The following is a 23,992-nucleotide window of genomic DNA, read 5'->3' as shown; positions in this document are numbered from 1 at the left end:
GGAAGCGGCGCGGTGGCCGGCCCCGCTCCGGGACCGGCCACCGCGGACGGGCACGGATCAGGCGGGGAACGCCAGCGACAGCGCGAACCGGCCCTCGGCGTCGGTCCACCAGTGCCGCAGGGCGAGACCGGCGGCGGCCAGCTCGGCCCGCACGCCCTCCTCGCGGAACTTGGCGGAGACCTCGGTGCGCATCGTCTCCCCGCGCGCGAAGTCCACGGACAGGTCGAGCGCGGGGACCTTCACGGTCACGTCGGCGCGCGCCCGCAGGCGCATCTCGATCCACTCCTCCTCGCGGTCCCACACGGCGACGTGGTCGAAGTCGTCCGGGTGGAAGTCCGCGCCGAGCTCGCGGTCGATGACCGACAGCACGTTCTTGTTGAAGGCGGCGGTGACGCCCTGAGCGTCGTCGTACGCCGCCACCAGCGTCGTCTCGTCCTTGACCAGGTCGGTGCCCAGGAGCAGCGCGTCGCCCTCGGAGAGCAGCGCGCGGACCGAGGAGAGGAAGCGGGCCCGCTCCTGCGGCAGGAGGTTGCCGATCGTGCCGCCGAGGAACGCGACCAGCCGGGGGGCGGGCGTCTCCGGCAGGGCGAGCCCGTGCTCGAAGTCGGCGACCAGCGCGTGCACGGACAGGTCCCGGTGGTCGGCGAGCAGGGCTTGGCCCGCACCGGTGAGCGCGGACTCGCTGACGTCGATCGGCACGTACGTCAGCGGCCCGCCCAGCGCGCCGATCAGCAGCCGGGTCTTCTCCGAGGAGCCGGAGCCCAGCTCGACCAGGGTGCGGGCACCGCTCGCCTTGGCGATCTCCGGGGCCCGCGCGTGCAGGATCTCCCGCTCGGCGCGGGTCGGGTAGTACTCGGGCAGCCGGGTGATCTCCTCGAACAGCTCGCTGCCCCGGGCGTCGTAGAACCACTTGGGCGGGAGCTGCTTGGGGCTGCGGGTCAGCCCGTGGGCCACGTCGGCGCGCAGCGCGGCCGCGGTGGCGTCGGCGGGCAGGGTGCGGGTGAGGGTGAACGGGCTCACAGGTGCGGCTCCTTGAGCGGGATCAGCAGGACCTCGGTGGGATCGCCGTAGAGCAGGTGGCGGTCGGGGACCTCGGTCCAGCGCGGACTGTCGTCGTACGGCTCGGAGGCCACGACGAGGGAGCGGCCGGGCGTGTCCAGGTACCAGAGCGTGTCGCCCCAGGCGGTGCCCGCGATCGCCAGGCCGTCGGTCAGCAGGAAGTTGAGCCGTGAGTCGGGGGTCAGCGCGGCCAGCCGGCCGACGGTGTCGGCGAGCGCCTCGTCCGCCGGGGCGCCGGCCCGCAGCCGGTGCAGGGTCAGCGCCCAGGCCAGGGCCGAGTCGCAGCGTGCCTCCAGGCTCAGCAGCTCCTCGGGGGGCAGGGTGCGGGCCGCCTCGGCGACCGAGTGCGGCCAGCCGCGCAGCGCGCCGTTGTGGCTGAACAGCCAGCGGTCCGCCGTGTACGGGGCGGCGGCGGACTCGTCGGCCACCGAGCCCTCGGTGATGTCGCGGACCGCGCCGAGCAGCGCCCCGGAGCGCGTCACCCGGCACACGTCCGCGAAGGACGGGTCGTCCCAGACCGGCCCGGCGCGCCGGTAGCGCGCGGGCAGCGGGTCCCCCTCGGCGTACCAGCCCAGGCCGAAGCCGTCGGCGTTGACCGTTCCGTACTTCTGCCGCCGCGGCGCCCACGACTGGCGGTACAGCGAGTGCGGCGGGTCGATGACGAGTTCGCGGAGCGCGACGGGCGGACCGACGTACGCCAGGTGCCGGCACATCAGCCGCGCCCCCGTCTGCCCGGGGCCCTCACACCTGCTCCGGGCGGGCGTCGCGGGCGGTGCGGAAGCCGGAGAAGATCTGCCGCCGGACCGGGTAGTCCCAGTTGCGGAACGTGCCCCGGCAGGCCACCTTGTCCACGGCGAAGGAACCGCCGCGCAGCACCTTGTGGTCGGGGCCGAAGAAGACCTCCGAGTACTCCTTGTACGGGAACGGGGCGAAGCCCGGATAGGGCGTGAAGTCGCTCGCCGTCCACTCCCACACGTCACCGACCAGCTGCCGTACGCCCAGCGGCGAGGCTCCGGCCGGGTAGCTGCCCACCGGGGCCGGCTGCAGGTGCCGCTGGCCGAGGTTGGCGTGCTCCGGGCCGGGGTCGGCGTCGCCCCACGGGTAGCGACGGGAGCGCCCGGTCGCCGGGTCGTGCCGGGCCGCCTTCTCCCACTCCGTCTCGGTCGGCAGCCGGCGTCCGGCCCAGCGGGCGTAGGCGTCGGCCTCGTACCAGCACACGTGCAGCACGGGCTCCTCGCGCGGCACCGGCTCGGTCACCCCGAAGCGGCGGCGCAGCCACGCACCGCCCTCCCGGTGCCAGAACAGCGGGGCGGCCAGGCCGTGCTCGCGGACGTGCGCCCAGCCGGCCGGGGTCCACCAGCGCTCGTCCTCGTAGCCGCCGTCCTCGATGAAGGCCAGGTAGGCGCCGTTGCTCACCGGGACGGTGTCGATGAAGAACGGCGCCACCTCGCGCACGTGCGAGGGGCGTTCGTTGTCCAGCGACCACGGCTCGGCCGAGGTGCCCATGGTGAACGGACCGCCGGGGACGAGGACCTCGGCCGGCAGCAGCGCCGTGTCCGCGGGTGCGGGCGGCGGCGGGGGCGCGGTCAGGGCCACCGGGCCCCGGCGCAGCTGATGGGTAATCAGCATCGTCTCGTCGTGCTGCTGTTCGTGCTGGGCGATCATGCCGAAGGCGAAGGCCGCGTCGGTGAGCGGAGTGCCGTGCAGCGGCGCGCGCTCCAGGATGTCCAGCACCCTGCCGCGTACCTCGGCCGCGTAGGCGTGCGCCTCGGCGGGCGGCAGCAGCGGGAGCGTGGGGCGCTCCGAGCGCGGGTGCTCGAAGGCGTCGTAGATCGGGTCGATGTCGGGCCGCAGGGCCTCACGGCCGCCGACGTTCCGCAGCAGCCACTGCTCCTCCTGGTTGCCGATGTGGGCCAGGTCCCACACCAGGGGGGACATCAACGGGGAGTGCTGCGCGGTGAGTTCACGGTCGTCGACGCACGTGGTGAGCGCCCGGGTGCGCTCACGCGCGGTGGTCAGGGCGTCCAGCGCCCGCCGGCGCAGGGCTTCGGGGTCGAGCGCGGGTGCGGTCACGTGCGGCTCTCCTTGCGTAGAAAGGCGTCGAGCATGTCGTCGGCGGGACAGCGTCCGCGCTGGACGTAGCGCTCGGTGAAGTCGTCGACCGCCCCCTGCACGGCCCGGTCCGCCCCGAGCCGGGGCAGGGCCTCGCGGGCCGCGGCGAAGCAGGTCACGGCGATGGCGTGGAGTTCGGGGTCGGCCAGGCCGTGCCGGGCGGCGCGCCGCCACAGCGGGTTGCGGGGCGCCGCGTCCCGGCCCGCCGCGTCGGCGAGCGGCTTGACCGCCCGGTAGGCGACCTCGGAGGCGGCGGCGTCGTCGAAGAGCGCCACGGCCACGGCCAGCGGCACGATCCAGCCGTCCCGCCCCGGCTGAGCGTCGATCATGCGCAGCTCCAGGTAGCCGCGCGGCCGCACCGGCGGGAAGAGCGTCGACAGGTGGTAGTCCAGGTCGGCGAGGGTCGGCCGGCGGTGCGACCCCTCACGGATCCAGTCACGGAAGGTGAGCCCGTCGGGCACCGTCCAGGGCGCCTCCTCGCCACGGATGCACAGCACCGGGGCGTCCAGGGCGTAGGCCGTCCAGGCGGTCCGCGGATCGGGTCCGGAGGGCGGGGCGAGGGTGCGTCCCGGATCCAGGGCCGCCCACACCGCCTGCCGGGTTGACCGCCAGCCGGTCGGACGTCCCGTGCTGAGCGGGGAGTTGGCGAACGCCGCCACCAGGACCGCGCCCAGCAGGTGCGCCAGCAGCCAGCGCCTGCCGAGCCCGAAGGGGCCCGGCTCCTCGGTGCCCGAGTCCAGGCAGACCTGGACGGAGGCCGTCGAGCACATCATGGCCCGGCCCGCGGGTCCGGAACGGTCGAAGTACGTCTCCATGGCCGCGTACCGGGCCTCGTCCAGCAGCCGTCGCGGCCGTCGCCAGGGGTCGTGGCCGTGGCCCGCCAGGGCCAGGCCATCCCGGCGGAGCCGGTGGCGTACGGAGTGGAGGTCCGCGGCCGCAGCGTCGACGCACGCGGTCAGGGAGGGAGCGGGCAGCGAGCTGAGCTCCAGCTGTCCGCCGGGCTCGGTCGTGAGCCGGGATCGGAGGTGCAGGTCGCGCAGTCCGGCGACGGCGGCGCCGAGCCGTGCGGGGCCCACCGGGCGGGCCGGGTCGTGCGGGTCGTGAAGGAACCATTCCAGTTCCACGCCTATGCGGCGCGGCGGGCCGGTCTTGAAACAGATGCCCTGTATATGGTCCTCCGCCGCTGTCTCGCTGATCGGTTCGGACGTCTCCATCCGCTGACTGGTGCCGGGCATGGCCGGGACCTCCCGTCGAAGGCGGTTCTCCGTGTCCGCCCGGCCGGGGCCGGGCGGTGTCCGTACCACCTAAGCCCTTCGGCGCGGGGCACTCAAGAGCGCCCCGGGCGAACGGCCGAGGGACGGCAGGTGACACCCGTGTCGAGGGCGGCCTCTGCCGTCCGGTCCGAATCAAGAGTGGACCGCCACCTCGCGGCCCGCATCTCCAGAGCGCATCTGTACAGGTCGGAGGGTTGGTGCCAGGGCCGTCGCAAGGCGCGCAGCGACGGCAGGTGCGCACGTTCGGTGACCAGCACCGCGCATTCGGTGTGCGCGGGGTCCCGGGCCGGCTCCACACCGCGCCGGGTCGGGTCGACCCCCACGACGGCGGCCCCCGCGTACGCCGCGGCGCCGAGCCACAGCGGGAACTCCGGGACGTTGCCCAGGAGCACTCCGACGTGCGGTTCGGCGCCGTTCGGCAGCAGGTCGGCCAGGAGCGCCCCGCGGGCGGCGGAGGCGGCCGCGACGTCATGGCGGCTGAGCCCGCGCTCCCCGTACGGCAGCCCGAGGCGCGGATCGCCCCACCGGCCTCGACGAACTCCGCCATGGTGCGTCCCATGGGGCCGCACCATGGCTGACCATCTGTCAGATTTCAGATGTCAGATGTCAGGCCTTCGGGGCGTCCTGGTCCGCGCCCTGCTCGGCGATGGACTTGCGGACCTCGTCCATGTCCAGGTCGCGGGCCTGCTTGATCAGGTCCTCGAACGCGGGCGCCGGCAGCGCGCCGGGCTGCGAGAAGACGGCCACCTTGTCGCGGATGATCATCAGCGTCGGGATGGACTGGATCTGGAACGCGGCGGCCAGCTCGGGCTGCGCCTCCGTGTCGATCTTGCCGAACACGAGGTCGGTGTTCTTCTCCGCGGCCGCCTCGTAGACGGGGGCGAACATCCGGCACGGGCCGCACCAGGACGCCCAGAAGTCGATCAGGACGAAATCGTTGTTGCCCACGACCTCGTCGAAGTTGTCCTTGGTGAGCTCAACAGTGCTCATGCTTCCCTTACCTGCTTCCGGGTGCCGTCGGTCGGGACCCACTGACCGTAACCGAAGGCAGCGCTGCGCTATTCCGAACGCCGTCCCGGCGCGTCCTCCCGCCGCCGCCCGTGGAACGGGATGCCGGGAGCCGGGCCGGGCCGGATGCTGGAGGGGGCGGGGGCGTCCGCCGCCCCCGCCGGGCAGGAACGGAGCGACCACGGGAGCGGTCGATGGTGACGACGATGCACGCCGTACGGGCCCACCGGCGCGGCGGACCGGAACAGCTCCGCTACGAGACCGCGCCCCGCCCCGAGCCGCGCCCGGGCGAGGCCCTGGTCGCGGTGCGGGCGGCCTCCGTGACCGCGGGGGAGCTCGACTGGGACGCGACCTGGACCGACAGCTTCGACGGCTCCGGCCGCGACCGCACCCCCACCATCCCCTCGCACGAGGTCTCCGGAGTGGTCGCCGACGTGGGACCAGGCGTCGTCACCCCGAGGGTCGGGGAGGCCGTCTACGCGCTGATCCCCTTCGTCCACGACGGCGCCGCCGCCGAGTTCGTCACCCTCCCCGCGGGCCTCCTGGCCCCCAAGCCCCGGCGGATCGACCACGACGCGGCCGCCTCGGTCCCGCTCGCCGCGCTCACCGTCTGGCAGGCGCTCGCCCGGCACGCCGGGGTCACCCCCGGCCGGCACGTCCTCGTCCACGGCGCGGCGGGCGGCGTCGGTTCCTTCGCCGTCCAGATCGCCGCGGCACTCGGCGCGCAGGTCACGGCGACCGCCGCCGCGCGCGACGCCGGCTTCGTCGCCGGACTCGGCGCGCGGCGGGTCCTCGACTACGCGGGCAGCCGCTTCGAGGACGAGGTGGCGGACGTGGACGTCGTCTTCGACGCCGTCGGCGGCGACACGCAGGCCCGCTCCTGGTCGGTGCTGCGCCCGGGCGGCCTGCTGGTGAGCATCGTGTCCCCGCCCGACCCGGACCTCGCCCGCGCGCACGGCGCCCGAGGCGTCTTCTTCGTCGTCGAGCCGGACCGGGCGGGCCTGGAAGCGGTCTCACGGCTCATCGACGGCGGCAAGCTCACCCCGCGGGTCGACCGCGTGGTGCCCCTCACCGAGACCCGCGCCGCCTACGAGGCGCTGGAGCACGAGCACCGCCGAGGCAAGGTCGTCATCCATGTCGCCGACGGGACCTGACCGCCGGGTCCCGGACCGCCGGGACCGCCCGGTCCGGGATGCCCGCGGAGCCTACGGGACGACGGTCACCGGCCAGCGGCCCGCCTTGACCAGCCGTACCGCCACCGAGCCCACGATCCGGTGCCCGGCCTTCTCCGACGCGCCCACCACGACGGCGTCCGCCTTGAGTTCGTTCGAGGCCTGCGACAGCCCGCTGAACGGGTCGCCCACGAAGGTGTGGAACTCCCAGCGCAGGCTGGACACCGACTGGAAGCGGGCGGCGGCCTTCTCTATCTCCGCCTTGAGCTGGTCGGCGATCTCGGCGGTCGCCTCCGCGACCGGGGCGCCGAAGGCGGCTCCCGCCGCCAGGACCGGCTGCACGTAGACGATCGCCAGCAGCGCGTTCTGGCGCCGCGCCAGCCCCGCCGCGTACGCCACGGCGCGCCACGACGACTCGGATCCGTCCAGTCCCGCCACGATCACCTTGGGGCCGTCCGTGCCCCGCTCGAAAGGCGCCTTGTCGCTCACGTTCCGAGCCTACTTGCGCGACTGGCGCGCGCGCCGCACCGGACGCGGGGAATCCCCGGCCGCGGCGAGATGGCCGTCCACCAGCCGCTGCAGCGCGGAGGTGAAGACCGTCCGCTCGTCCTCGGGGAGGGCGGCCAGCAGGTCGCCGTGGACGCGCGCGGTGATCTCCCTGCCGCGGGCGACGAGCTCCCGTCCGGGTTCCGTCACCGTGATGATGCGGGCCCGGCGGTCCGTGGGGGAGGGGTGCCGCTCGGCGAGGCCGGCCCGCTCGAGCTCGTCCATGGTGACGACCATCGTGGTCTTGTCCTGCTGGGAGACCTCGGCGAGTTGAGCCTGCGTCAGCTGTCCGGGGAGCGCGTGCAGCAGCACGCAGTACCCGCGGGGGGTGAGCCCGACCTCGGCCAGGGCGGCGGCCAGCCGGTTCGTCATGGCGTGGCTGGCGTACTGCAGCAGGCCGGTGAAGTCGGGCGCGGATGCCGTGGAACTCATGGTCCGAGCCTAGCAAAAAGGTCCGTTACCGAATCATCGGTGGCGCGAATGATTCGATGGATAAATCGTTCGGCCACCCGGGCCGGGCTGCCTACCATGAGACGGCATGAACCCCCCGCCTCGTCATCACGACGTCCCCGGCAAGCCCTCCCTCGACGGGCTCGAAGCGAAATGGTCGCGGCGCTGGGACGAGTCGGGCGTACACCGCTTCGACCGGTCGAGGCCGCGCGAGGAGATCTTCTCCATCGACACCCCGCCGCCCACGGCCAGCGGATCGCTCCACATCGGACACGTCTTCTCGTACACCCACACCGACACCGTCGCCCGCTACCGGCGCATGCGCGGGCAGACCGTCTTCTACCCCATGGGCTGGGACGACAACGGCCTGCCCACCGAGCGCCGGGTCCAGAACCACTACGGGGTCCGCTGCGACCCCTCGCTCCCCTACGACCCCGGTCTCACCCCGCCCGAGCGCCCCGGCACGCACCAGCGGCCCGTCTCCCGGCGGAACTTCATCGAACTGTGCGAGACCCTCACCGCCGAGGACGAGAAGGCCTTCGAGGAACTGTGGCGCCGCCTCGGCCTGTCGGTCGACTGGACGCTCACCTACCGGACCGTCGGCGCCCGCTCCCGAGCCGCCTCCCAGCGCGCCTTCCTGCGCAACCTGGCGCGCCGCGAGGCCTACTCGGCCGAGGCGCCCACCCTGTGGGACACCACCTTCCGCACCGCCGTCGCCCAGGCGGAGCTGGAGGACCGCGAACGTCCCGGCGCCTACCACCGGCTGGCCTTCCACCGACCCGGCGGCGACCGGGTCGTCGTCGCCACCACCCGGCCCGAACTCCTCCCGGCCTGCGTCGCGCTGGTCGCCCACCCCGACGACGAGCGCTACCGGGACCTCATCGGCACGACGGTCACGACCCCGGTCCTCGGCGTCGAGGTCCCCGTCCACGCCCACCGGCTGGCCGACCCGGACAAGGGCACCGGCATCGCCATGGTCTGCACCTTCGGCGACACCACCGACGTCACCTGGTGGCGTGAACTCCGGCTGCCCACCCGGCCGGTCCTCGGCCGCGACGGACGCTTCCTGCCCGCGCCGCCGGCCGCCCTGGGCACGGCGCAGGCCCGCGAGGCGTACGGACGGCTGGCCGGGGCCACCGCGCACACCGGCCGCGAGCGGCTGGTGGAGATGCTGCGCGAGCGCGGCGAGCTGGAGGGCGAGCCCGAACAGGTCGTCCACGCCGTCAAGTTCTACGAGAAGGGCGACCGGCCGCTGGAGATCGTCACCACCCGGCAGTGGTACCTGCGCAACGGCGGCCGCGACGAGGCCCTGCGGGACCGGCTGCTGCAGCGGGGCCGCGAACTGCGCTGGCACCCCGAGCACATGCGGGTCCGCTACGAGAGCTGGGTCGGCGGGCTCAACGGCGACTGGCTGATCAGCCGCCAGCGCTGGTTCGGCGTCCCCGTCCCCGTCTGGTACCCGCTCGACGAGGCCGGCGAGCCCGTCCACGACAAGCCGCTGGTCCCCGACGAGTCCGCGCTGCCCGTCGACCCGGGCACCGACGTCCCCGACGGCTACCACGAGGCGCAGCGGGGTGTGCCCGGCGGTTTCACCGGCGATCCGGACGTCATGGACACCTGGGCGACCTCGTCGCTCACCCCGCAGATCGCCGCCGGATGGGGCACCGACGACGAGCTGTTCGCCAAGGTCTTCCCGATGGACCTGCGGCCGCAGGCCCACGAGATCATCCGCACCTGGCTGTTCGGCAGCATCGTCCGCGCCCACGCCGAGCAGGACGTCCTGCCGTGGCGGCACGCGGCGATCTCGGGCTGGATCCTCGACCCGGACCGCAAGAAGATGTCCAAGTCCCGGGGCAGGGCGGTCACCCCCGGGGACCTGCTGGAGCAGCACGGCTCCGACGCCGTCCGCTACTGGGCGGCCTCCGCCCGGCCCGGCACGGACACCGCCTTCGACACCGGGCAGATGAAGATCGGCCGCCGCCTCGCCATCAAGATCCTCAACGTCGGCCGCTTCGTGCTCACCTCCGGCGCGACGCCGGACGCGGGCGTCCCGGGGATCACCGCGCCGCTGGACCGCGCCCTCCTGGCGGCCCTCGCGTCGACCGTCCGCGCCGCCACCGACGCCCTGGAGGACTTCGACCACGCCCGCGCCCTGGAACTGGTCGAGTCCTTCTTCTGGGACTTCTGCGACGACTACGTCGAGCTGGTCAAGGGCCGCGCCTACGACGGCGACACCTCCGCCCTCGCCACGCTGGCCACCGCCCTGTCCGTGCTGCTGAGGCTGTTCGCGCCCTTCCTGCCCTTCGTCACCGAGGAGGTCTGGTCGTGGTGGCGGGAGGACTCCGTCCACCGCGCCGAGTGGCCCGACGCGGACGCGCTGCGGGCACTCGCCGGCGACGGCGACCCGCGCGTCCTGGCCACCGCCCGCGACGCGATCACCGCGGTCCGCAGGGCCAAGTCCGAGGCGCGGCTGTCGATGCGGTCGGAGATCGCCCGGCTCGTCGTCACCGGCCCCGCCCCGGCGCTGGCGCTCCTCGCCATGGCCGAGGACGACGTCCGCGCCGCGGCCCGCGCGGCGGCGGTGGAACGCGTCCCGGCGGGCGGTGACGGGCTGGCGTACGAGGTGCGTCTTCCGGAGGCGTCCTCCTGACCCGGTGACGGCCGGCCGGGGCCCGGCCGGCCGTCACCCCCGTGCTACTCCGCCGCCGTGGCCACCGCGAGCGCCGCGTTTCCCGCAGCCCGCCGCTTCGCGCCCGAAGGGCGCCGGACGACGGGACAGCCGAACACCGCCAGAGCGCCGCACCGATCCCTCGCCGACAAGAACGGCTACGGCACCGGCTGCGGCGGGCGCGGCCCGACATAGTGGCCGCTCGGGCGCATGCGCAGCGGGGGCTCCTCGTACTCCTCCAGGGCGTGGGCGATCCAGCCCGCCGTCCGGGCGACGGCGAAGACCGTCTCTCCGGCCTCCGGGGCCATGCCCGCGGAGACGGAGAGCACCGCGAGGGCCAGGTCGACGTTGGGGTGGACGGGGGTGTGACGGGCCGTCGTGGCGGCCACCTCGCGGGCGGCGGCGAGGGCCCCGGCGGCGTACGGGACGTCCTCGAGCAGCCGGAGGAGCATGACCGCGCGCGGGTCCTCGGCCCGGTAGAGGCGGTGGCCCAGCCCCGGGACGGGGCCGCCCGCGCGCAGGTGGTCGGCGACGACGGCCGCAGCGCTGCCGCGGTCGAGGACCTCGGACAGCATGCGGTGGGCGAGGCCGCTGGCGGCGCCGTGCAGGGGGCCGTCGAGGGCGCCGAGTCCGGCCGACACCACGGCGTACGGGTGGGCACGGGCGGACGCCGCGATGCGCACGGCGAGCGTCGAGGCCGCCAGGTCGTGGTCGACGAGCAGGACGAGAGCCGCGTCCAGCACCCGCAGTGACGTCTCGTCGGCCGGCCTGCCGGTCAGCCGGGACCACAGCCGCCGGGCCAGCCGGCCCTCGCCCTGGTGCGCGGTCCCGGCCGCCGGAAGGGCGCGCACGAGCGTGGGGATCAGGCCGCGGGCGGCGCCGAGCACGGCCCCGGGGGAGAGGTCGAAGCGGAGAGGGTCCTCCACGGCCGCCGCGACGGCGATCGCCCGCAGCCGGTCCATCGGGCCGCTGTGCCCGGGCAGCGCCGCGACCGCCCGCCGGGCGGCCGCCAGTGCCTGCGGCGGCGCGGTGAAGCGCACGCCGCGGCTCAGGACGCCCGTCCACAGCCACTCCGCCACCTCCTCGTAGCCGTACCGTTCGGCCAGGGCCGTGGCTTCGACTCCGCGGAAGTAGTGGCGGTCCCCGTCGATGAGGGTGATGGCGGTGCGTACGGCGCCCGTGGCGCCGTCCTCGGGGGGCTGCTGCGCGGCACGGCGGTTGCGGCGCGCGAGGGCGTCGACCTCGCCGGGGTCGAAGGTGCTGCCCCGCCCGCCGGGGGCGCGCCGGCTGCTCAGCAGGCCGCGGCTGACGTAGGCGTACACCGTCTCCGGCTTGACCCCGAGCCGCTCGGCCGCCTCGCGGGTGCTCAGCCGCTCCTCGGTCGCCCGTTGCTCCGTCGTCATGACTCCATCCCATCACACATTGACTGAATCAATATTGACGGGGATTGAATCAATGATGGATGGTCTGATCAATGTCGAGTCGTCGCAGCATGACCGGAGGACCACCGTGACCGTCACGCCCGTCGCCCCCGACGTACCCCGCGGCCTGAAGGGAGTCGTCGTCACCGAGACCGCGCTCGGCGACGTCCGCGGCGCCGAGGGCTTCTACCACTACCGCCAGTACTCGGCCGTGGACCTGGCGCAGAGCCGCACCTTCGAGGACGTCTGGCACCTGATGCTGCTCGGCACGCTGCCCGACGCCGCCGGGCGCGCCGCCTTCGCCCGGCGCGTCGCCCCGCTGCGCCGGCTGCCCGGGGCCGTCCGCGACGCGCTGCCGGCCGTCGCCGGTGCCGGCGCCCTCAGCGGTCCCCTCGCCGGGCTGCGTTCCGCGCTGTCCCTGCTGGGGGCGGCCGAGGGCTTCCGCCCGCTGTACGACGTCGAGCCGGAGCGGCGGCTGTCCGACGCCCTCGCCGCGAGCGCCGCCGTGCCGACGCTGCTGACCGCTCTGTACCGGCTCGGGCAGGGCCTGGAGCCCGTCGAACCGCGCGACGACCTGCCGTTCGCGGCCAACTACCTCTACATGCTCACCGGCGAGGAGCCCGACCCGGCCCGTGCGCGGGCCGTCGAGCGCTATCTGATCTCCACCGTCGACCACGGCTTCAACGCGTCCACCTTCACCGCCCGCGTCATCGCCTCGACCGGCGCCGACCTCGCGGCGTGTCTCACCGGCGCCGTCGGTGCGCTGTCCGGCCCGCTCCACGGCGGCGCGCCGAGCCGCGCCCTGGACACCCTCGACGCCATCGGCTCCCCGGACCGCATCGATCCGTGGATCCGCGAACGTGTCCTGGCGGGGGAGCGCATCATGGGGTTCGGCCACCCCGTCTACCGCACCGAGGACCCCAGGTCCCGGATGCTCAAGGGGATCGCCCTCTCCTTCGGCGGCCCGCTCGTCGACCTCGCCGTCCGGGTCGAGGCGCGGGTCGAGGAGATACTCGCCGAGCTGAAGCCCGGCCGCGAACTCCACACCAATGTCGAGTTCTACGCGGGCGTGGTCATGGAGCTGTGCGGCCTGCCGCGCGAGATGTTCACCCCGACCTTCGCCTGCGCCCGTGTCGTGGGCTGGTGCGCCAACGTCCTGGAGCAGGCCGAGGACAGCAAGATCATCCGTCCGGCCGCCCGTTACGTCGGCCCGGTGCCGCCCCAGCCGGTGCCGGCGGCGTGACCGCCCCGCGGGCCACCGGTCAGGGCGTGGCGGGGCGTTCCATCAGGAGGTAGTCGCCGTCCCCGCCGGTGTGCCGGTAGCCGGCGTCCTCGTACAGGCGGCGGGCCGGATTGGCGCGGTGGACGCCGAGCGCGAGCGTCGTGCGGCCGGCCGCGCGGGCCTGCGCGGCGAACGCGTCGAGGAGGAGGCGGCCGAAGCCGCGGCGCCGCAGGGCGGGCACGACATGGATGCCGATCAGCGTCGCCGTGCCGTCCGTACTGTCCGTGCCGTCACTGCCCTCCGTGGGCATCCACATCATCGAGCCGCCCGGCTCCCCTTCGGCCTCCAGGATCAGGGTGCGGTCCAGGCACTGCACCCACAGGGCCAGGTTGCGGTCGATCGCCCCGGTCCAGGCCGCCTCGGCGGCCGGTTCGACCGTACGGATGTAGTCGCGCTCCCACCGCAGCAGATGCGGCAGGTCGGCGGGCCGCGCGGGGCGGGTGACGGCCGTCGGTCCGGGGATGCTGGGCATGGTGTCACGGTACGGCGCCCGCCGCGCCGGCCGGCGACCGGGCCGACGCTACTCCGGGCCGGCGGGCTTGCGGTCGACGGGGGTGACCGGGGTGAGGGTCTCCTCCTGGGTGCGGCGGGGGCCGGACCAGGGCGCGGGGACCGCGTCGAAGAGGTAGGCGAAACCGTAGGCCAGGTCCTCGTAGTTGACCCGCCAGCCGCGGAAGTGCGGCCACGCCTCCTCGGCGGTCCGCTCCAGCGGGTAGCCGTTGGCCGCCGCATGGGCGACGGCCGCGGCGAACTCCTCGTACGGCAGCCGGATCGCGGCGTCGGGCGAGGGATCGGCGTTGTACGGGATCCGCCAGATCCCGGCGATGTCCCGCAGGCAGACGAAGCCCGCCCGCAGGGCGAGCCTGGCCTCGGCCTGCGGGCGCCCGGGGTTGAGGGCGAGCTGCATGGCGGCGGCGTCCATGACGGCCAGCAGGGCGATCAGCCAGCTGCGGTCGGGCTGCGGGGAGCGGAACCGGCTGAGCACCGTGTAGCTGGTGTGGCTCTCGCTCACCTCGGCCGCCCACCGCTCCCAGTTGCGGAACAGTTCGGTGAGGCTGTCGGTGAGCCCGATCTGGGCGTAGCGGGCGAGGATCTCCGGCCCCCAGGGCGGGTTGCCGGCCCGGGCCTGCAGCAGGGTCACCTCCGCCTCGCGGCGGGAGTACGCGGCGTACAGGGTCGGCAGGTAGCCGATCTGGAGGCCGATGGTGATCGGGCCGGTCGCCGCGGCGATGAAGTCGATGACGGTGAGGTCGACGTGGTGGCTGCTGGCGAAGCCCAGCGTGAACAGCGACGAACCGGCCTCCCGCAGCGCGTCGATCGGGTCGAGGTCGCTGACGGCGGCCTGCAGCATGGCGTAGCCCGCCCAGAACGCGACCAGCCAGCCGATGAGGTTGGCGAGGATGGACACCGCGGCCACCGGTACGAGGACGCGGTCCTTGGCCTCGGGCGTGCGGCAGCGGTCCGCGACGAACTGGAAGGGCAGGTGGACCGCCATGTGCACCAGGCGCGTGAAGCTGGACCGGGTGGGCCGCGGGATCACCAGCGTGCGCAGCACCGACGAGAAGGTGCCGAACACGACCAGCGCGCCCACGAGACCGGTCAGGACGCGCACGGGAGTTCCCTCCCCGGCCGGTTCACAGCACCCGCCGGCGGACCAGTGCGGCCAGCACCAGCACGCCGGGGAGCAGGGGCAGCCATACGGTGACGATGCGGTACGCCAGCACCGCGGAGGTCGCGGCCACCCCGGTCGCCCCGGCGGTGACCAGCGCCAGGGCCAGGGCGACGTCCAGCGAGCCGAGTCCGCCCGGCGTCGGCAGCAGGGCCGCCGCCGCGCTCCCCGCCAGGTACGCCACGGCCACGTGCGCGGCCGGGACCGGCGCGTGCAGCGACCGTACGACCGCGACCAGCACCGCGGCGTGCATCACCGGGAAGGCCAGGGAGCCCGCCCACAGGGCCGCCACCCGCGCTGAACGGCTGTGCACGGCCCGGACGTCGGTGGCGACCGTGCCGAGGAACGAGCCCACCGTGCGGCGGATGTGGCGCACCGACAGCAGGACGACCAGGACCAGGCAGAGCGCCGCCCCGGCCATCAGCGCGACGTCGAGGCCGGGCCGACCGGGCACGACCTTGCGCATGTCCAGGGCGTGCGGGAAGGCCGCCAGCAGGACGACCAGCAGCCCGATCCGCACCACGCAGGCCGCCAGCGCCCGCACGGTCAGCGCGGCCGCGGAACGACTGGGCGACAGGCCGCAGCGCAGCAGGAAGCGCAGGTTGACGGCGTTTCCGCCGACGCCCGCCGGGAGGATGTGGTTGGCCGCCGAGGCCGCGAACTGGGTGGCCAGCAGGCGTCCCGGGGGCAGTTGTTCCAGCACGGCGCCTTGCTGGGCGGCCGCCGAGCACACCCAGGCGAGCAGCGTCGCGGCCCCGGCCGCCAGCAGCCACTCGGCGTCGGCGGAACCCAGCCGGTCGGTACCGGCGTCGACCATCGGCCACTGCCGCAGGACGATCAGCGCCACCACCAACAGCGGTGCCACACCGACGATCTGACGCACTGGAAGGCGCCGCCACATGCCGTTCTTGCCCTTCCGGTCGCCGCGGTCGCCCCCGCTGCCGTGAGGCGCTCCCCGGCGCTGCCCCTGCCGTACCTACGCACGACCATACGGTGCGGCGACCCGTACCGCTCATCCGGCGGCGCGTCCGGCCCTCCCGTGGTGCGGGACGGGGCCGGACGCGCCCCCGGAGCACCCCGTGCCGGTGGCGTCGGGGCGGGGCGAGGTGCCGGACGGGGGAGGGGCGGACGGCGTGCGGTGCACGGTGCTCGGTGCGCCCGTCCTTCTTCTTCCGGAGTTCCGGTGAACGTCACATACCGACTGGTCGGTGTTCCGGGATATCGTGGCCCGGACGACGTAGGACGTACGCGGAGGGAGTCGCGGTGCGCGCGATCCAGATCACCGAGTTCGGCGGGCCCGAGGTGCTGCGGCAGGTCGACCTGCCCGAACCCGTGCCGGGGCCGGGGCAACTGCTGGTCGAGGTCTCCTCGGCGGGCGTCAACTACGCGGACACGCACATGGTGGAGAACTCCTACCTCTCCAAGGCCACCCTGCCCCTCGTCCCCGGAGCCGAGGTGGTCGGCCGTACCGCCGGGGGCCGCCGCGTCGTCGCCCTCACCGACAACGGCGGCTACGCCGAGAAGGCCGTCGTCGAGGAGTACCTCGCCCACGACGTGCCCGAGGGCGTCACCGACGGCCAGGCCCTCGCGCTGGTCGTGCAGGGCCTCACGGCCTGGCACCTGCTGCGCACCTCCGCCCGCATGGCCGAGGGCGAGTCCGTGGTCGTCCACGCCGCCGCGGGCGGCACCGGCTCGCTCGCCGTGCAGCTCGCCAAGGAGTTCGGCGCGGGACGGGTCATCGCCACCGCCTCCTCCAAGGAGAAGCGCGACCTGGCGCTGGAGCTCGGCGCCGACGTCGCGATCGAGGCGGACGCCGCGGGGCTGAAGGAGCGGCTCGTCGAGGCCAACGGCGGCAGGAAGGTCGACATCGTGCTGGAGATGACCGGCGGCCCGGTCTTCGACGCCTCGCTGGCCGCCCTCGCCCCCTTCGGCCGCCTGGTGACCTACGGACTCGCCTCCCGGGTCCCCCCGGCCCCGGTCCAGGCCGCGCAGCTCATGGGCCGCTCCCGGGCCGTCGTCGGCGTCTGGCTGATGCACTGCCTGGGGCGCCCCGGCATGTACCGCGAGCCGATGGCCGAGCTGCTGGCCATGACCGCCGAGGAACGGCTGAAGCCCCAGGAGGGCGGCAGCTACCCGCTGTCCGAGGTCGCCCGCGCCCACGAGGACCTGCGGGCCCGCCGTACTTACGGAAAACTGACGCTCGACCCGGCGGGCTGACCGCCGCGCGCCGGCCGCGCCCGCGCCCCGCCGTTCGCCTCCGCGCGGAGGCACAATCGACAGCGGAGCACGAAGCCGCGGCCGGCGGCCCGAGGAACGGGAGGGGCCATGGACAGGACCCGCTTCGCCCCCGACAGGGGGCTGACCACCCGCATGGTGGTCACCATGTTCATGATCGGGCTGCTCTACGTCGTGTTCGTGGGCGTCCTGCTGGCACTGCTGCGCGGTGCCTGGCCGCTGATTTTGATCCTCGCGGGCGGGCTGTTCATCGCCCAGTTCTGGTTCAGCGACCGGATCGCCGCCTTCAGCATGGGCGCCCGCGAGGTCACGCCCGAGCAGGCCCCCGAACTGCACGGCGTCGTCGACCGGATCTGCGCCCTGGCCGACATGCCCAAACCCCGCGTCGCCATCGCCGACAGCGACGTCCCCAACGCCTTCGCCACCGGGCGCAACGAGAAGGCGGCCCTGGTGTGCGCCACCACCGGGCTGCTGCGCCGGCTGGAGCCCGAGGAGCTGGAGGGCGTGATCGCCCACGAACTGTCCCACGTCGCCCACCGGGACGTGGCGGTCATGACGATCGCCTCCTTCCTGGGCGTCCTCGCCGGGGTGGTCACCCGCATCGGCCTGTGGGGCGGCCTCGGGCGCAACAGCCGGGACCCCGGCACCGCGATCGTGGTCATCCTCATCCCACTGGTCAGCGCACTCGTCTACTGCGTCAGCTTCCTGCTGACCCGGATGCTCTCCCGCTACCGCGAGCTGTCCGCCGACCGCTCCGCCGCGCTGCTCACCGGGCGGCCGTCCGTGCTGGCGTCGGCGCTGACCAAGGTCTCCGGTCAGATGGCCCGCATCCCCACCGAGGACCTGCGCAAGGCCGAGCCCTTCAACGCCTTCTACTTCGTCCCCGCCTTCGCCGGCGGGCAGAGCCTGGCCCAGCTGCTCTCCACGCACCCCACCCTCGAGCAGCGGCTGCAGCAGCTCGGCCGGATCTCCGTCGAGCTGGGGCGGCGCTGATGGGGTTCCTGGACACGCTGCTCGGCCGCAGCAAGCCCGTCAGGCCCGACCTGGACCAGCTGTTCGGGCTCCCCTCGGCGGCCGTGACCCTGGAGGCCGCGGCCGGATTCCGCCCCACCGGTGTGGGCTCCGTCTGCTTCGCCGCCGTGGAGGGGGGCGCGTTCGCCGAGGTCCAGCAGGACGTGCGGGCGCTCCTCGACATGGACACCGGCCAGGGCGCCGTCCCGGTGGAGTCGGTCCGTGACGCGTACGGGTACAGCTGGCTGGTCGTCCGGCGCCCGGCACAGGACCTGCCGGTCCTGGTCGGCGACCTCCACGCGGTCAACTCGGCGCTGGAGGGGCACGGCTTCGGCCCCCAGCTGCTCTGCTCGCTGGCCGCCTTCCGCGACGACGCGGGGCGGTCGCTGGCGCTGGTCTACCTCTACAAACGCGGGTCGTTCTACGCGTTCGCCCCGCTGGCGGGGGAGAAGCGCGACAACCCCCTGGAACTCCAGGTCAAGGCGCTGCTCGGGAACGACCTGCGCCTCGAGGAGGACCTCGGCCGCTGGTTCCCGCTCTGGGGCGCGCCGGGCCTGGGCGGCTGAGGCCCCGGACGGGCGCGCCGGCGCCGCACCGGCGTTTGCGGCCTCAGCCGGCGAAGACGCCGATGCCGTTGGCGACGAGGCGTTCCGTGCCGCCCGCCGGGTGGTTGCGGACCTTGACGGCGGCCGCGCCGGGGGAGCGGGTGACGAGGGTGGAGGAGCCGCCGCCGTCGAGGTTGACGGCCGCCTGGGCGCCGATGCCGGACATCAGGGAGGCGAGTTCGAGGACCGACAGTCCGGCGCGGGACTCGGCCCTGCCGTCCAGGGCCAGCAGGTACATCACCCGCCCGCCCGCGCCGTAGCCCGCCGCCGTGCGGGTCGCCGCGACGCCGTTCTCCAGCCCGGCCAGCGGAAATCCGTCGCGCAGGATCGGACAGCCCCCGACGGCGAAGCGGTAGCCGTCGCCGTACGCGGAGGCCACCAGCCGCTGCCGCACGTCCACCGTGTCACCGGGTTCCAGCGTGCGCAGCGCCTCCGCGCCCGCCTCCCGGCCGACGAGGACCACCGCGTCCGGCGGGATCTCGCCCTCTCCCGGACGATCGGCGACGTCGACGACCTCGCCCTGGCTGACCGTGACCTCGTAGGTGTCGTCGCTGCACGGGGCCCCGCGCCTGATGTCGTCGCCGCAGGCGGCCCGGAGCCGGGAGGCGCTGCCCCAGTCCGAGGTGTACGCCCCCACGCCGCCGACCGGGAGCGCGTACTGGTTCAGTCCGTCCAGCGCCACCGTGCCCTCCTCGAAGCCGACCGAGCCCGCCAGCCGGAGCCGGTCGAGCCGGGCGACCCCGTCGGTCCCGACCCCGAGGACGTCCTCGGTCGACGTGCCGGGCGGGAGCCTGGGCCCGAAGCGCTGGCCCAGGGGCACCGCCGACTTCAGGGTCCGCCCGGCGGCGATCGCCGGCCCGACCGGGGCACCGGTCGCGGGCACCCCGGGGTGCTGGCTCTCGCTCATGTTGAAGAAGTCGGCGTTGATGCCGCCCACGGCTCCGGCGGCGTTCGCGAGCGCCGAGACCTTGCCGCGGCCGGCGACGACGCCGGGGTGCAGCAGGTCCACCGCGACGCCGGGGTTGCGCAGGTCCACCGTCAGCAGGTGCCCGCGGGTCGTGCCGTGGGCTCCCCGGTAGGTGAACGTCCGGTAGTCCACGCCCGGGACGAGCACGGTGGTCGCGCCGTAGCGCAGTCCGTCACCGGCGACCGCCGCGACGGCGCCGCTCGTGCCGCCGAGCAGCGCGCTCCACGCCAGCGCCGCCGAGATCGCCAGGCGCACCCGGCGGGGTCGTCGAGTCACGTCGCTCCAGCCCGAGAACCGATTACCTGACGAGAGGTCAATGGTTGCCCGGGCCGGCGGGGTTGTCGCACCACCACGCCGCATACGAGGGGATCCGACTCGATACGGTGAAAAGCCGGAGGGAAGCGGACCGGCCGGGCGGGGTGCGGCGGCCCAGTCGCGAGGGCCGCCCCTTGGCCGCCCCGGTCGCGTCAGCCGGGGAAGGCGTAGACCGTGGTCGCGTGCGCCGCGGGCTCGCCGGCGCCTTCCGGGGTGAGCTCGATGTCGATGAACGCCAGCCGCCGCCCGAGCTTGGTGACCCGCGCGGTGACCAGGACGTCGGTGCCCATGACGGCCCGCTGGAAGGTCGTCGACTGCTGGACGGTCGTCATGGGCCCGTAGCCGCCGCGCGCCGCCGACACCGCGATCACGGTCGCCGTGTCGGCGGCGGCCATCAGCGCCTGGCCCGACAGCGCGCCGCCCTCCCGGGCCAGCCGGTCCGACCAGGGCAGCCGCAGCACGGCGTGCCGCTCCCCCGTCTCCTCGACGGTGAGCCCCAGGTCCTGCACCCAGGGCGCGAAGTTGTCGGCCAGGACCTTGTCCGCCTCGGCGGTGGTGATCGTCACGGCGGACATTCTGACCCACCGTCGGGGGCGCGCACCAGGGCGCGGGAAGCCTCGGGCGCGTCCGGCCGCTCGTCGCGCGCGAGGCTTACATTCCGTTGCAGGTATATAGCCTCGGGAGTATATTGGGGAGCGTGTCCATACCCTTCGACGTGCTGGCCGAGCCGACGCGACGGCGGATCCTCGATCTGCTCCTGGAGCGCCCCCGTCTCGTCGGCGAACTCACCGAGCACCTCGGCCTCAGCCAGCCCGGTACGTCCAAGCACCTGCGCGTGCTCCGCGAGGCGGGCCTGGTCCGCGTGCGCGCCGAGGCGCAGCGCCGCTGGTACGAGCTGCGCCCCGAGCCCCTGCGGGAGGTGGACGCCTGGCTCGCGCCCTACCGCGGCCTGTGGGGCACCGGCCTGGACGCGCTGGAGCGGCACCTGGACGCCATGCCCGACGAGATGGAGGAGCCATGACCACGGACACCGGCGAGACGCTGACCACCACGGACGGCCGGACCGCGCTGCGGATGGAGCGGCGGCTCGCCCACCCGCCGGAGAAGGTGTGGCGGGCCCTGACCGAGCCCGGGCACCTGTCGAAGTGGTTCCCCTCCGACCTGGAGATGGAGCCGCGGCTGGGCGGCAAGGTCCGCTTCCCGTTCCGGCACGGCGAGGGCGAGACCATGGAGGGCGAGGTCGTCGAGTGGGACCCGCCGCACGTCGTCGCCTACACCTGGGACGAGGACGTGCTGCGCTGGGAGCTGATCCCGGAGTCCCTCGGCTCCGTCCTGATCCTGACCCACACCTTCGCCGACCGCCCGGGCGCCGCCAGCTTCGCGGCCGGCTGGGACGCCTGCATCGCCGGAATCGACCCCGAACTGGCCGGCGAGCCCGCGCCCGGCCCGGGGGACATGAAGGCGGCCCACGAGCGCTACGTCAAGGAGTTCGGCCTCGACCGCGGTGCCGCCGAGGAACTGCCCGTCGGCTGGCGGATCCGCTTCGAGCGGCAGCTGACCCAGCCCGTGGCGACCGTGTGGAAGACCCTGCTCGGCGGGGTGGCCGCGCCCGAGATCGGCGGACCCGTGCCGCGCGGCTTCGTCGTGGGCGACTTCGCCGCCGGGCCGGTGAGCGAACTGCGCCCGCAGGAGGTGCTCGCCTATCCCTGGGACCTCCACGGCCGCCACGAGGGCACCGTGCGCTGGGAGCTGACCCGGGGCACCGGGCACGGCGCGCGGCTCGTCCTCACCCAGACCGGTGTGCCCGACGTGCCCGCCGCCCACGCGCTGGACGTCTGGCGTGACCGCGTGGAGAGCCTCGCGGCGAAGCTGGCCACGATGCCGCGCTGACCCGTGGACCTCGCTGACCCGCTGACCCGCTGACCCGCTGACCCGTGGACCTCGCTGACCCGCTGGCCCGTGGACGGCACGGCGCCCGCCCTCACAGGCGGTCCCGTGCCTCCTCCAGGAACTCACGGGTGGGGCCCGCGGGCAGCGCCTGGGCGCTCATCCGGTCAAGGGCCTCGCGGAACCGCGAGACGTCCTCGCGTTCGTCGAGGTAGACGGCGCCGATCAGGCTCTCCGCGTACGCGATGTCCGGCAACTCCGGCAGCGGGAAGCGGAAGATGTGGAACGGCCCGTACATCGCCGGGTGCGGCCCCGAGGCGAACGGCAGCACCTGCAGCCGCACCTGGGGCATCGCGCACGCCTCGATCAAGCGGTCGATCTGCCGGCGCATCACCTCGGGCCCGCCGATGGGACGTCGCAGCACCGTCTCGTCCAGCACGACCCACAGCAGCGGCGGGTCGTCGCGGGTGAGCAGCGCCTGCCGCTGCATCCGCAGCGCGACGCCGCGCTCGATCTCCTCCTGCGAGGCGTGCGGCCGGCCCGCGCGCAGCACGGCCTGCGCGTACTGCGGGGTCTGCAGCAGCCCGGGGACGTAGTGCGGCTCGTAGGCGCGGATCAGCTCGGCGGAGCCCTCCAGGCTGACGAAGGCGCTGAACCACTCCGGGAGCACGTCGCGGAAGCGGTGCCACCAGCCCGGGCGGTTGGCCTCGCGGGCCAGCTCCAGGAAGTTGGCGATCTCGGCGGGCGCGGTGACGCCGTAGGTGAGGAGCAGCTTCTCCACGTACGGGATCCGCAGGCCCACCTCGGCCTTCTCGATGCGGCGCACCGTGGCATGAGTGACGTCCAGGGCGCGGGCCGCCTGCTCGTAGGAGAGCCCGGCCCTCTCCCTGAGGTCCTGCAAGCGTCTGCCGAGTACCACCCGCAGTACGGTGGGAGCGCTTGCCGCCCGCGCTTCAGTCACGGTCAATCTCCTCCAACACCGCTGATCCCCGCGTAGTTTGTCATGACGTCAGGGCGCGGCACAGCATGTTGGCGACGCTTTGCAAAGTGCAGAACGCGTCATGCCGTGGTCCTTCGACACAGTTGACGTGCCGTCGGGCACATCTGACGTGGTGGCCGCTCCTCCGGTGACGGGTCGCCGCCGAGCGCGGCCCTCGGGCAGGACCGTCCGGACGGTCGCCGCCCCGGCCCAGGCCCCGGTGTCACGCGGGATCCGGGCCTGGGGTTACGGCGGGGCGCGGCTCACCCGCCGGGACGGCGACCCCGGCCGTGCTCCTCCCGGCCCGAGGCGTACGCGCTCCCCGGGGAAGTCTTAGGACGGACGCCCGGCGGGTTCCGGACCGGGTGCCTCCCGGCCGCCCTGGTCGAGCCGGGCTCAAGCGGCCACCGTGGGTGCGGTCAGATCGTGGACGGCGGACCGGAGTTCGGGGTGCGCGTCGAGGTGCCAGCCACCGGTCAGCGCGCGGCGCAGATCCCGCAGCGCGCTCTCGGCGTCGGTGCCCTTGGCCAGGTGGCTGTAGACGGCGGCGACGGCCGGGGTGCGGCTCTGCCCGGCGTGGCAGTGGAGCAGGACCCGCTTGCCCTCCCGCCGCAGCCGCAGTACCTGGCGGGCGGCCTGGTCCACGACGTGGTGGAGGTTGGCGTTCGCGCCCTCGCTGTCCACCAGCCAGACCCGGACCTGCTCGACGTCGGCGCCGGGCAGGAGCGGGTCCGAACCGACACGGCAGAGCGAGACCACGGCGTCGACGTCGACCGGCTCGGCGCCCTGCGCCAGGGCCAGGTTGCCCATGATCACCCCGTCGTCGTGCGGGTGGGGAACGGCGAAGCCGGCGTGGCCGCCGGCCGGCAGTCGGGGTGCCGAGGGCCAGCCGGTGTTGTCGTCGCTCCCGCCCCGGGCGGTGAGCACTGCCAGCCGGACGAGGTCCGGAGCGGTCAGGCCCGGCCAGCCGTGGACGGCCTGCTGCCAGTCCAGCGGGATGGCGGAGCAGCCCCAGCGTGCGCCGAGCAGGGCGCCGGTGATCGCCGCGACGGTGTCGGTGTCCGTGCCGGCCCGCACGGCCGCTTCCAGGGCGTGGCGCAGGTGCTGGGCGGGGAAGTGGCCTTGGGCGGGGTTCAGTTCGGGGACGGTGGTGTGGGTGATGGCCGACCAGGCGGCCTGGAGCGCGTGGACGACCCAGCCGTTGTTGGCGAAGTGGTGCGGGGGGTGGGTCTGTGCCTCGTCCAGCCGCTCGGCCCATGTCTTTCGGCGTTCGGGCGGGAGCAGGGTCAGGCCGTCGCGCACGCCGTCGAAGGTGCCGTGCAGTACGGCGGT

Annotated in this window: 24 protein-coding genes; 8 read left to right on the top strand and 16 right to left on the bottom strand. The window is 74.4% G+C overall.

Annotated features, from left to right (window positions below; all coding sequences use genetic code 11):
- Positions 1–57 precede the first annotated feature (57 nt).
- The 6 genes from egtD to trxA all read right to left on the bottom strand — a co-directional run bounded on the left by egtD (position 58) and on the right by trxA (position 5,435).
- Positions 58–1,020 carry an L-histidine N(alpha)-methyltransferase gene (egtD, locus tag B085_RS0119965; protein WP_018560349.1) on the bottom strand — a complete coding sequence of 321 codons (963 nt, stop codon included), beginning with the start codon at positions 1,018–1,020 and terminating at the stop codon, positions 58–60.
- Entirely contained in the window at positions 1,017–1,772 is a 756-nt protein-coding gene (egtC, locus tag B085_RS0119960) for an ergothioneine biosynthesis protein EgtC (protein ID WP_018560348.1), read from the bottom strand. Before egtC ends, egtD begins: the two co-directional genes overlap by 4 nt.
- Before the next feature lie 28 nt (positions 1,773–1,800).
- Entirely contained in the window at positions 1,801–3,132 is a 1,332-nt protein-coding gene (gene egtB, locus B085_RS0119955) for an ergothioneine biosynthesis protein EgtB (RefSeq protein WP_018560347.1), read from the bottom strand.
- Complete coding sequence (gene egtA / locus B085_RS0119950) at positions 3,129–4,406, bottom strand: ergothioneine biosynthesis glutamate--cysteine ligase EgtA (RefSeq protein ID WP_018560346.1); 1,278 nt, start codon at positions 4,404–4,406, stop codon at positions 3,129–3,131. Before egtA ends, egtB begins: the two co-directional genes overlap by 4 nt.
- Before the next feature lie 92 nt (positions 4,407–4,498).
- A complete protein-coding gene (locus B085_RS51680) occupies positions 4,499–5,017 on the bottom strand; it encodes an AMP-binding protein (protein ID WP_026251244.1) in 519 nt (172 codons plus the stop codon).
- A 34-nt stretch (positions 5,018–5,051) separates the two neighbouring features.
- Complete coding sequence (gene trxA, locus B085_RS0119940; protein WP_018560345.1) at positions 5,052–5,435, bottom strand: thioredoxin; 384 nt, start codon at positions 5,433–5,435, stop codon at positions 5,052–5,054.
- 212 nt (positions 5,436–5,647) lie between these two features.
- On the opposite strand from trxA, the gene B085_RS0119935 reads away from it, so the two are divergent.
- Positions 5,648–6,607, top strand: a complete 960-nt coding sequence (locus tag B085_RS0119935; protein WP_018560344.1) for an NADP-dependent oxidoreductase — start codon at positions 5,648–5,650, stop codon at positions 6,605–6,607.
- 51 nt (positions 6,608–6,658) lie between these two features.
- Here the strand turns inward: B085_RS0119935 and B085_RS0119930 are convergent, their stop codons facing one another.
- Positions 6,659–7,114 (bottom strand): universal stress protein, encoded by a 456-nt coding sequence (locus B085_RS0119930; RefSeq protein WP_018560343.1) that lies wholly within the window; start codon positions 7,112–7,114, stop codon positions 6,659–6,661.
- A gap of 9 nt (positions 7,115–7,123) precedes the next feature.
- The gene (locus B085_RS0119925) at positions 7,124–7,603 is read right to left on the bottom strand and encodes a MarR family winged helix-turn-helix transcriptional regulator (RefSeq protein ID WP_018560342.1); all 480 of its coding nucleotides are present in this window, start codon (positions 7,601–7,603) and stop codon (positions 7,124–7,126) included.
- 106 nt (positions 7,604–7,709) lie between these two features.
- Between B085_RS0119925 and valS the strand changes: the two genes are divergently transcribed.
- On the top strand, positions 7,710–10,271 hold the full coding sequence (gene valS / locus B085_RS0119920; protein WP_018560341.1) for a valine--tRNA ligase: 2,562 nt from the start codon (positions 7,710–7,712) through the stop codon (positions 10,269–10,271).
- 176 nt (positions 10,272–10,447) lie between these two features.
- On the opposite strand, the gene B085_RS0119915 is transcribed toward valS, so the two are convergent.
- Positions 10,448–11,692 (bottom strand): citrate synthase, encoded by a 1,245-nt coding sequence (locus B085_RS0119915; protein ID WP_018560340.1) that lies wholly within the window; start codon positions 11,690–11,692, stop codon positions 10,448–10,450.
- Positions 11,693–11,747: 55 nt separating this feature from the next.
- On the opposite strand from B085_RS0119915, the gene B085_RS0119910 reads away from it, so the two are divergent.
- Positions 11,748–12,953, top strand: coding sequence for a citrate synthase (locus B085_RS0119910; protein ID WP_018560339.1), 1,206 nt, complete (start codon positions 11,748–11,750; stop codon positions 12,951–12,953).
- A gap of 19 nt (positions 12,954–12,972) precedes the next feature.
- Here B085_RS0119910 and B085_RS0119905 read toward each other — a convergent pair whose 3' ends face one another.
- The 3 genes from B085_RS0119905 to B085_RS0119895 are packed head-to-tail and all read right to left on the bottom strand — an operon-like array spanning position 12,973 to position 15,526.
- Positions 12,973–13,464, bottom strand: a complete 492-nt coding sequence (locus B085_RS0119905; RefSeq protein WP_018560338.1) for a GNAT family N-acetyltransferase — start codon at positions 13,462–13,464, stop codon at positions 12,973–12,975.
- 48 nt (positions 13,465–13,512) lie between these two features.
- Positions 13,513–14,604, bottom strand: a complete 1,092-nt coding sequence (locus B085_RS0119900; protein WP_018560337.1) for a hypothetical protein — start codon at positions 14,602–14,604, stop codon at positions 13,513–13,515.
- Positions 14,605–14,626: 22 nt separating this feature from the next.
- Positions 14,627–15,526 carry a lysylphosphatidylglycerol synthase transmembrane domain-containing protein gene (locus tag B085_RS0119895; RefSeq protein ID WP_234018618.1) on the bottom strand — a complete coding sequence of 300 codons (900 nt, stop codon included), beginning with the start codon at positions 15,524–15,526 and terminating at the stop codon, positions 14,627–14,629.
- Between the two features lie 398 nt (positions 15,527–15,924).
- Here B085_RS0119895 and B085_RS0119890 point away from each other — a divergent pair, with 398 nt between their 5' ends.
- The 3 genes from B085_RS0119890 to pspAB all read left to right on the top strand — a co-directional run bounded on the left by B085_RS0119890 (position 15,925) and on the right by pspAB (position 18,473).
- Positions 15,925–16,878, top strand: coding sequence for a quinone oxidoreductase family protein (locus B085_RS0119890; RefSeq protein WP_018560335.1), 954 nt, complete (start codon positions 15,925–15,927; stop codon positions 16,876–16,878).
- A gap of 108 nt (positions 16,879–16,986) precedes the next feature.
- The gene (htpX, locus tag B085_RS0119885; RefSeq protein WP_018560334.1) at positions 16,987–17,889 is read left to right on the top strand and encodes a zinc metalloprotease HtpX; all 903 of its coding nucleotides are present in this window, start codon (positions 16,987–16,989) and stop codon (positions 17,887–17,889) included.
- Complete coding sequence (pspAB, locus tag B085_RS0119880) at positions 17,889–18,473, top strand: PspA-associated protein PspAB (RefSeq protein WP_018560333.1); 585 nt, start codon at positions 17,889–17,891, stop codon at positions 18,471–18,473. The genes htpX and pspAB overlap by 1 nt, the downstream gene beginning before the upstream one ends.
- Before the next feature lie 43 nt (positions 18,474–18,516).
- Here the strand turns inward: pspAB and B085_RS0119875 are convergent, their stop codons facing one another.
- Both B085_RS0119875 and B085_RS0119870 read right to left on the bottom strand, forming a co-directional pair.
- The gene (locus B085_RS0119875; RefSeq protein WP_234018617.1) at positions 18,517–19,755 is read right to left on the bottom strand and encodes a phosphodiester glycosidase family protein; all 1,239 of its coding nucleotides are present in this window, start codon (positions 19,753–19,755) and stop codon (positions 18,517–18,519) included.
- A gap of 191 nt (positions 19,756–19,946) precedes the next feature.
- Positions 19,947–20,360: a PaaI family thioesterase gene (locus tag B085_RS0119870; protein ID WP_026251240.1), complete on the bottom strand. Its 414-nt coding sequence runs from the start codon at positions 20,358–20,360 to the stop codon at positions 19,947–19,949.
- Positions 20,361–20,491: 131 nt separating this feature from the next.
- Here B085_RS0119870 and B085_RS0119865 point away from each other — a divergent pair, with 131 nt between their 5' ends.
- Together B085_RS0119865 and B085_RS0119860 are read left to right on the top strand one after the other, a co-directional pair.
- Positions 20,492–20,815 carry an ArsR/SmtB family transcription factor gene (locus B085_RS0119865; RefSeq protein ID WP_018560330.1) on the top strand — a complete coding sequence of 108 codons (324 nt, stop codon included), beginning with the start codon at positions 20,492–20,494 and terminating at the stop codon, positions 20,813–20,815.
- Positions 20,812–21,684 carry an SRPBCC family protein gene (locus tag B085_RS0119860; RefSeq protein WP_018560329.1) on the top strand — a complete coding sequence of 291 codons (873 nt, stop codon included), beginning with the start codon at positions 20,812–20,814 and terminating at the stop codon, positions 21,682–21,684. The genes B085_RS0119865 and B085_RS0119860 overlap by 4 nt, the downstream gene beginning before the upstream one ends.
- 91 nt (positions 21,685–21,775) lie before the next feature.
- On the opposite strand, the gene B085_RS0119855 is transcribed toward B085_RS0119860, so the two are convergent.
- Together B085_RS0119855 and B085_RS43025 are read right to left on the bottom strand one after the other, a co-directional pair.
- Positions 21,776–22,642, bottom strand: coding sequence for a helix-turn-helix domain-containing protein (locus B085_RS0119855; RefSeq protein WP_026251238.1), 867 nt, complete (start codon positions 22,640–22,642; stop codon positions 21,776–21,778).
- 414 nt (positions 22,643–23,056) lie between these two features.
- A partial coding sequence (locus B085_RS43025; RefSeq protein ID WP_018560327.1) for an ADP-ribosylglycohydrolase family protein occupies positions 23,057–23,992 on the bottom strand: 936 nt, incomplete at its 5' end.

Origin of the sequence: Streptomyces sp. BoleA5 (assembly GCF_000373665.1) — a bacterium.
Lineage (GTDB): Bacteria > Actinomycetota > Actinomycetes > Streptomycetales > Streptomycetaceae > Actinacidiphila.
Note: the sequence above shows the minus strand (reverse complement) of the source record. Positions and strands in the feature narration are given on the sequence as shown.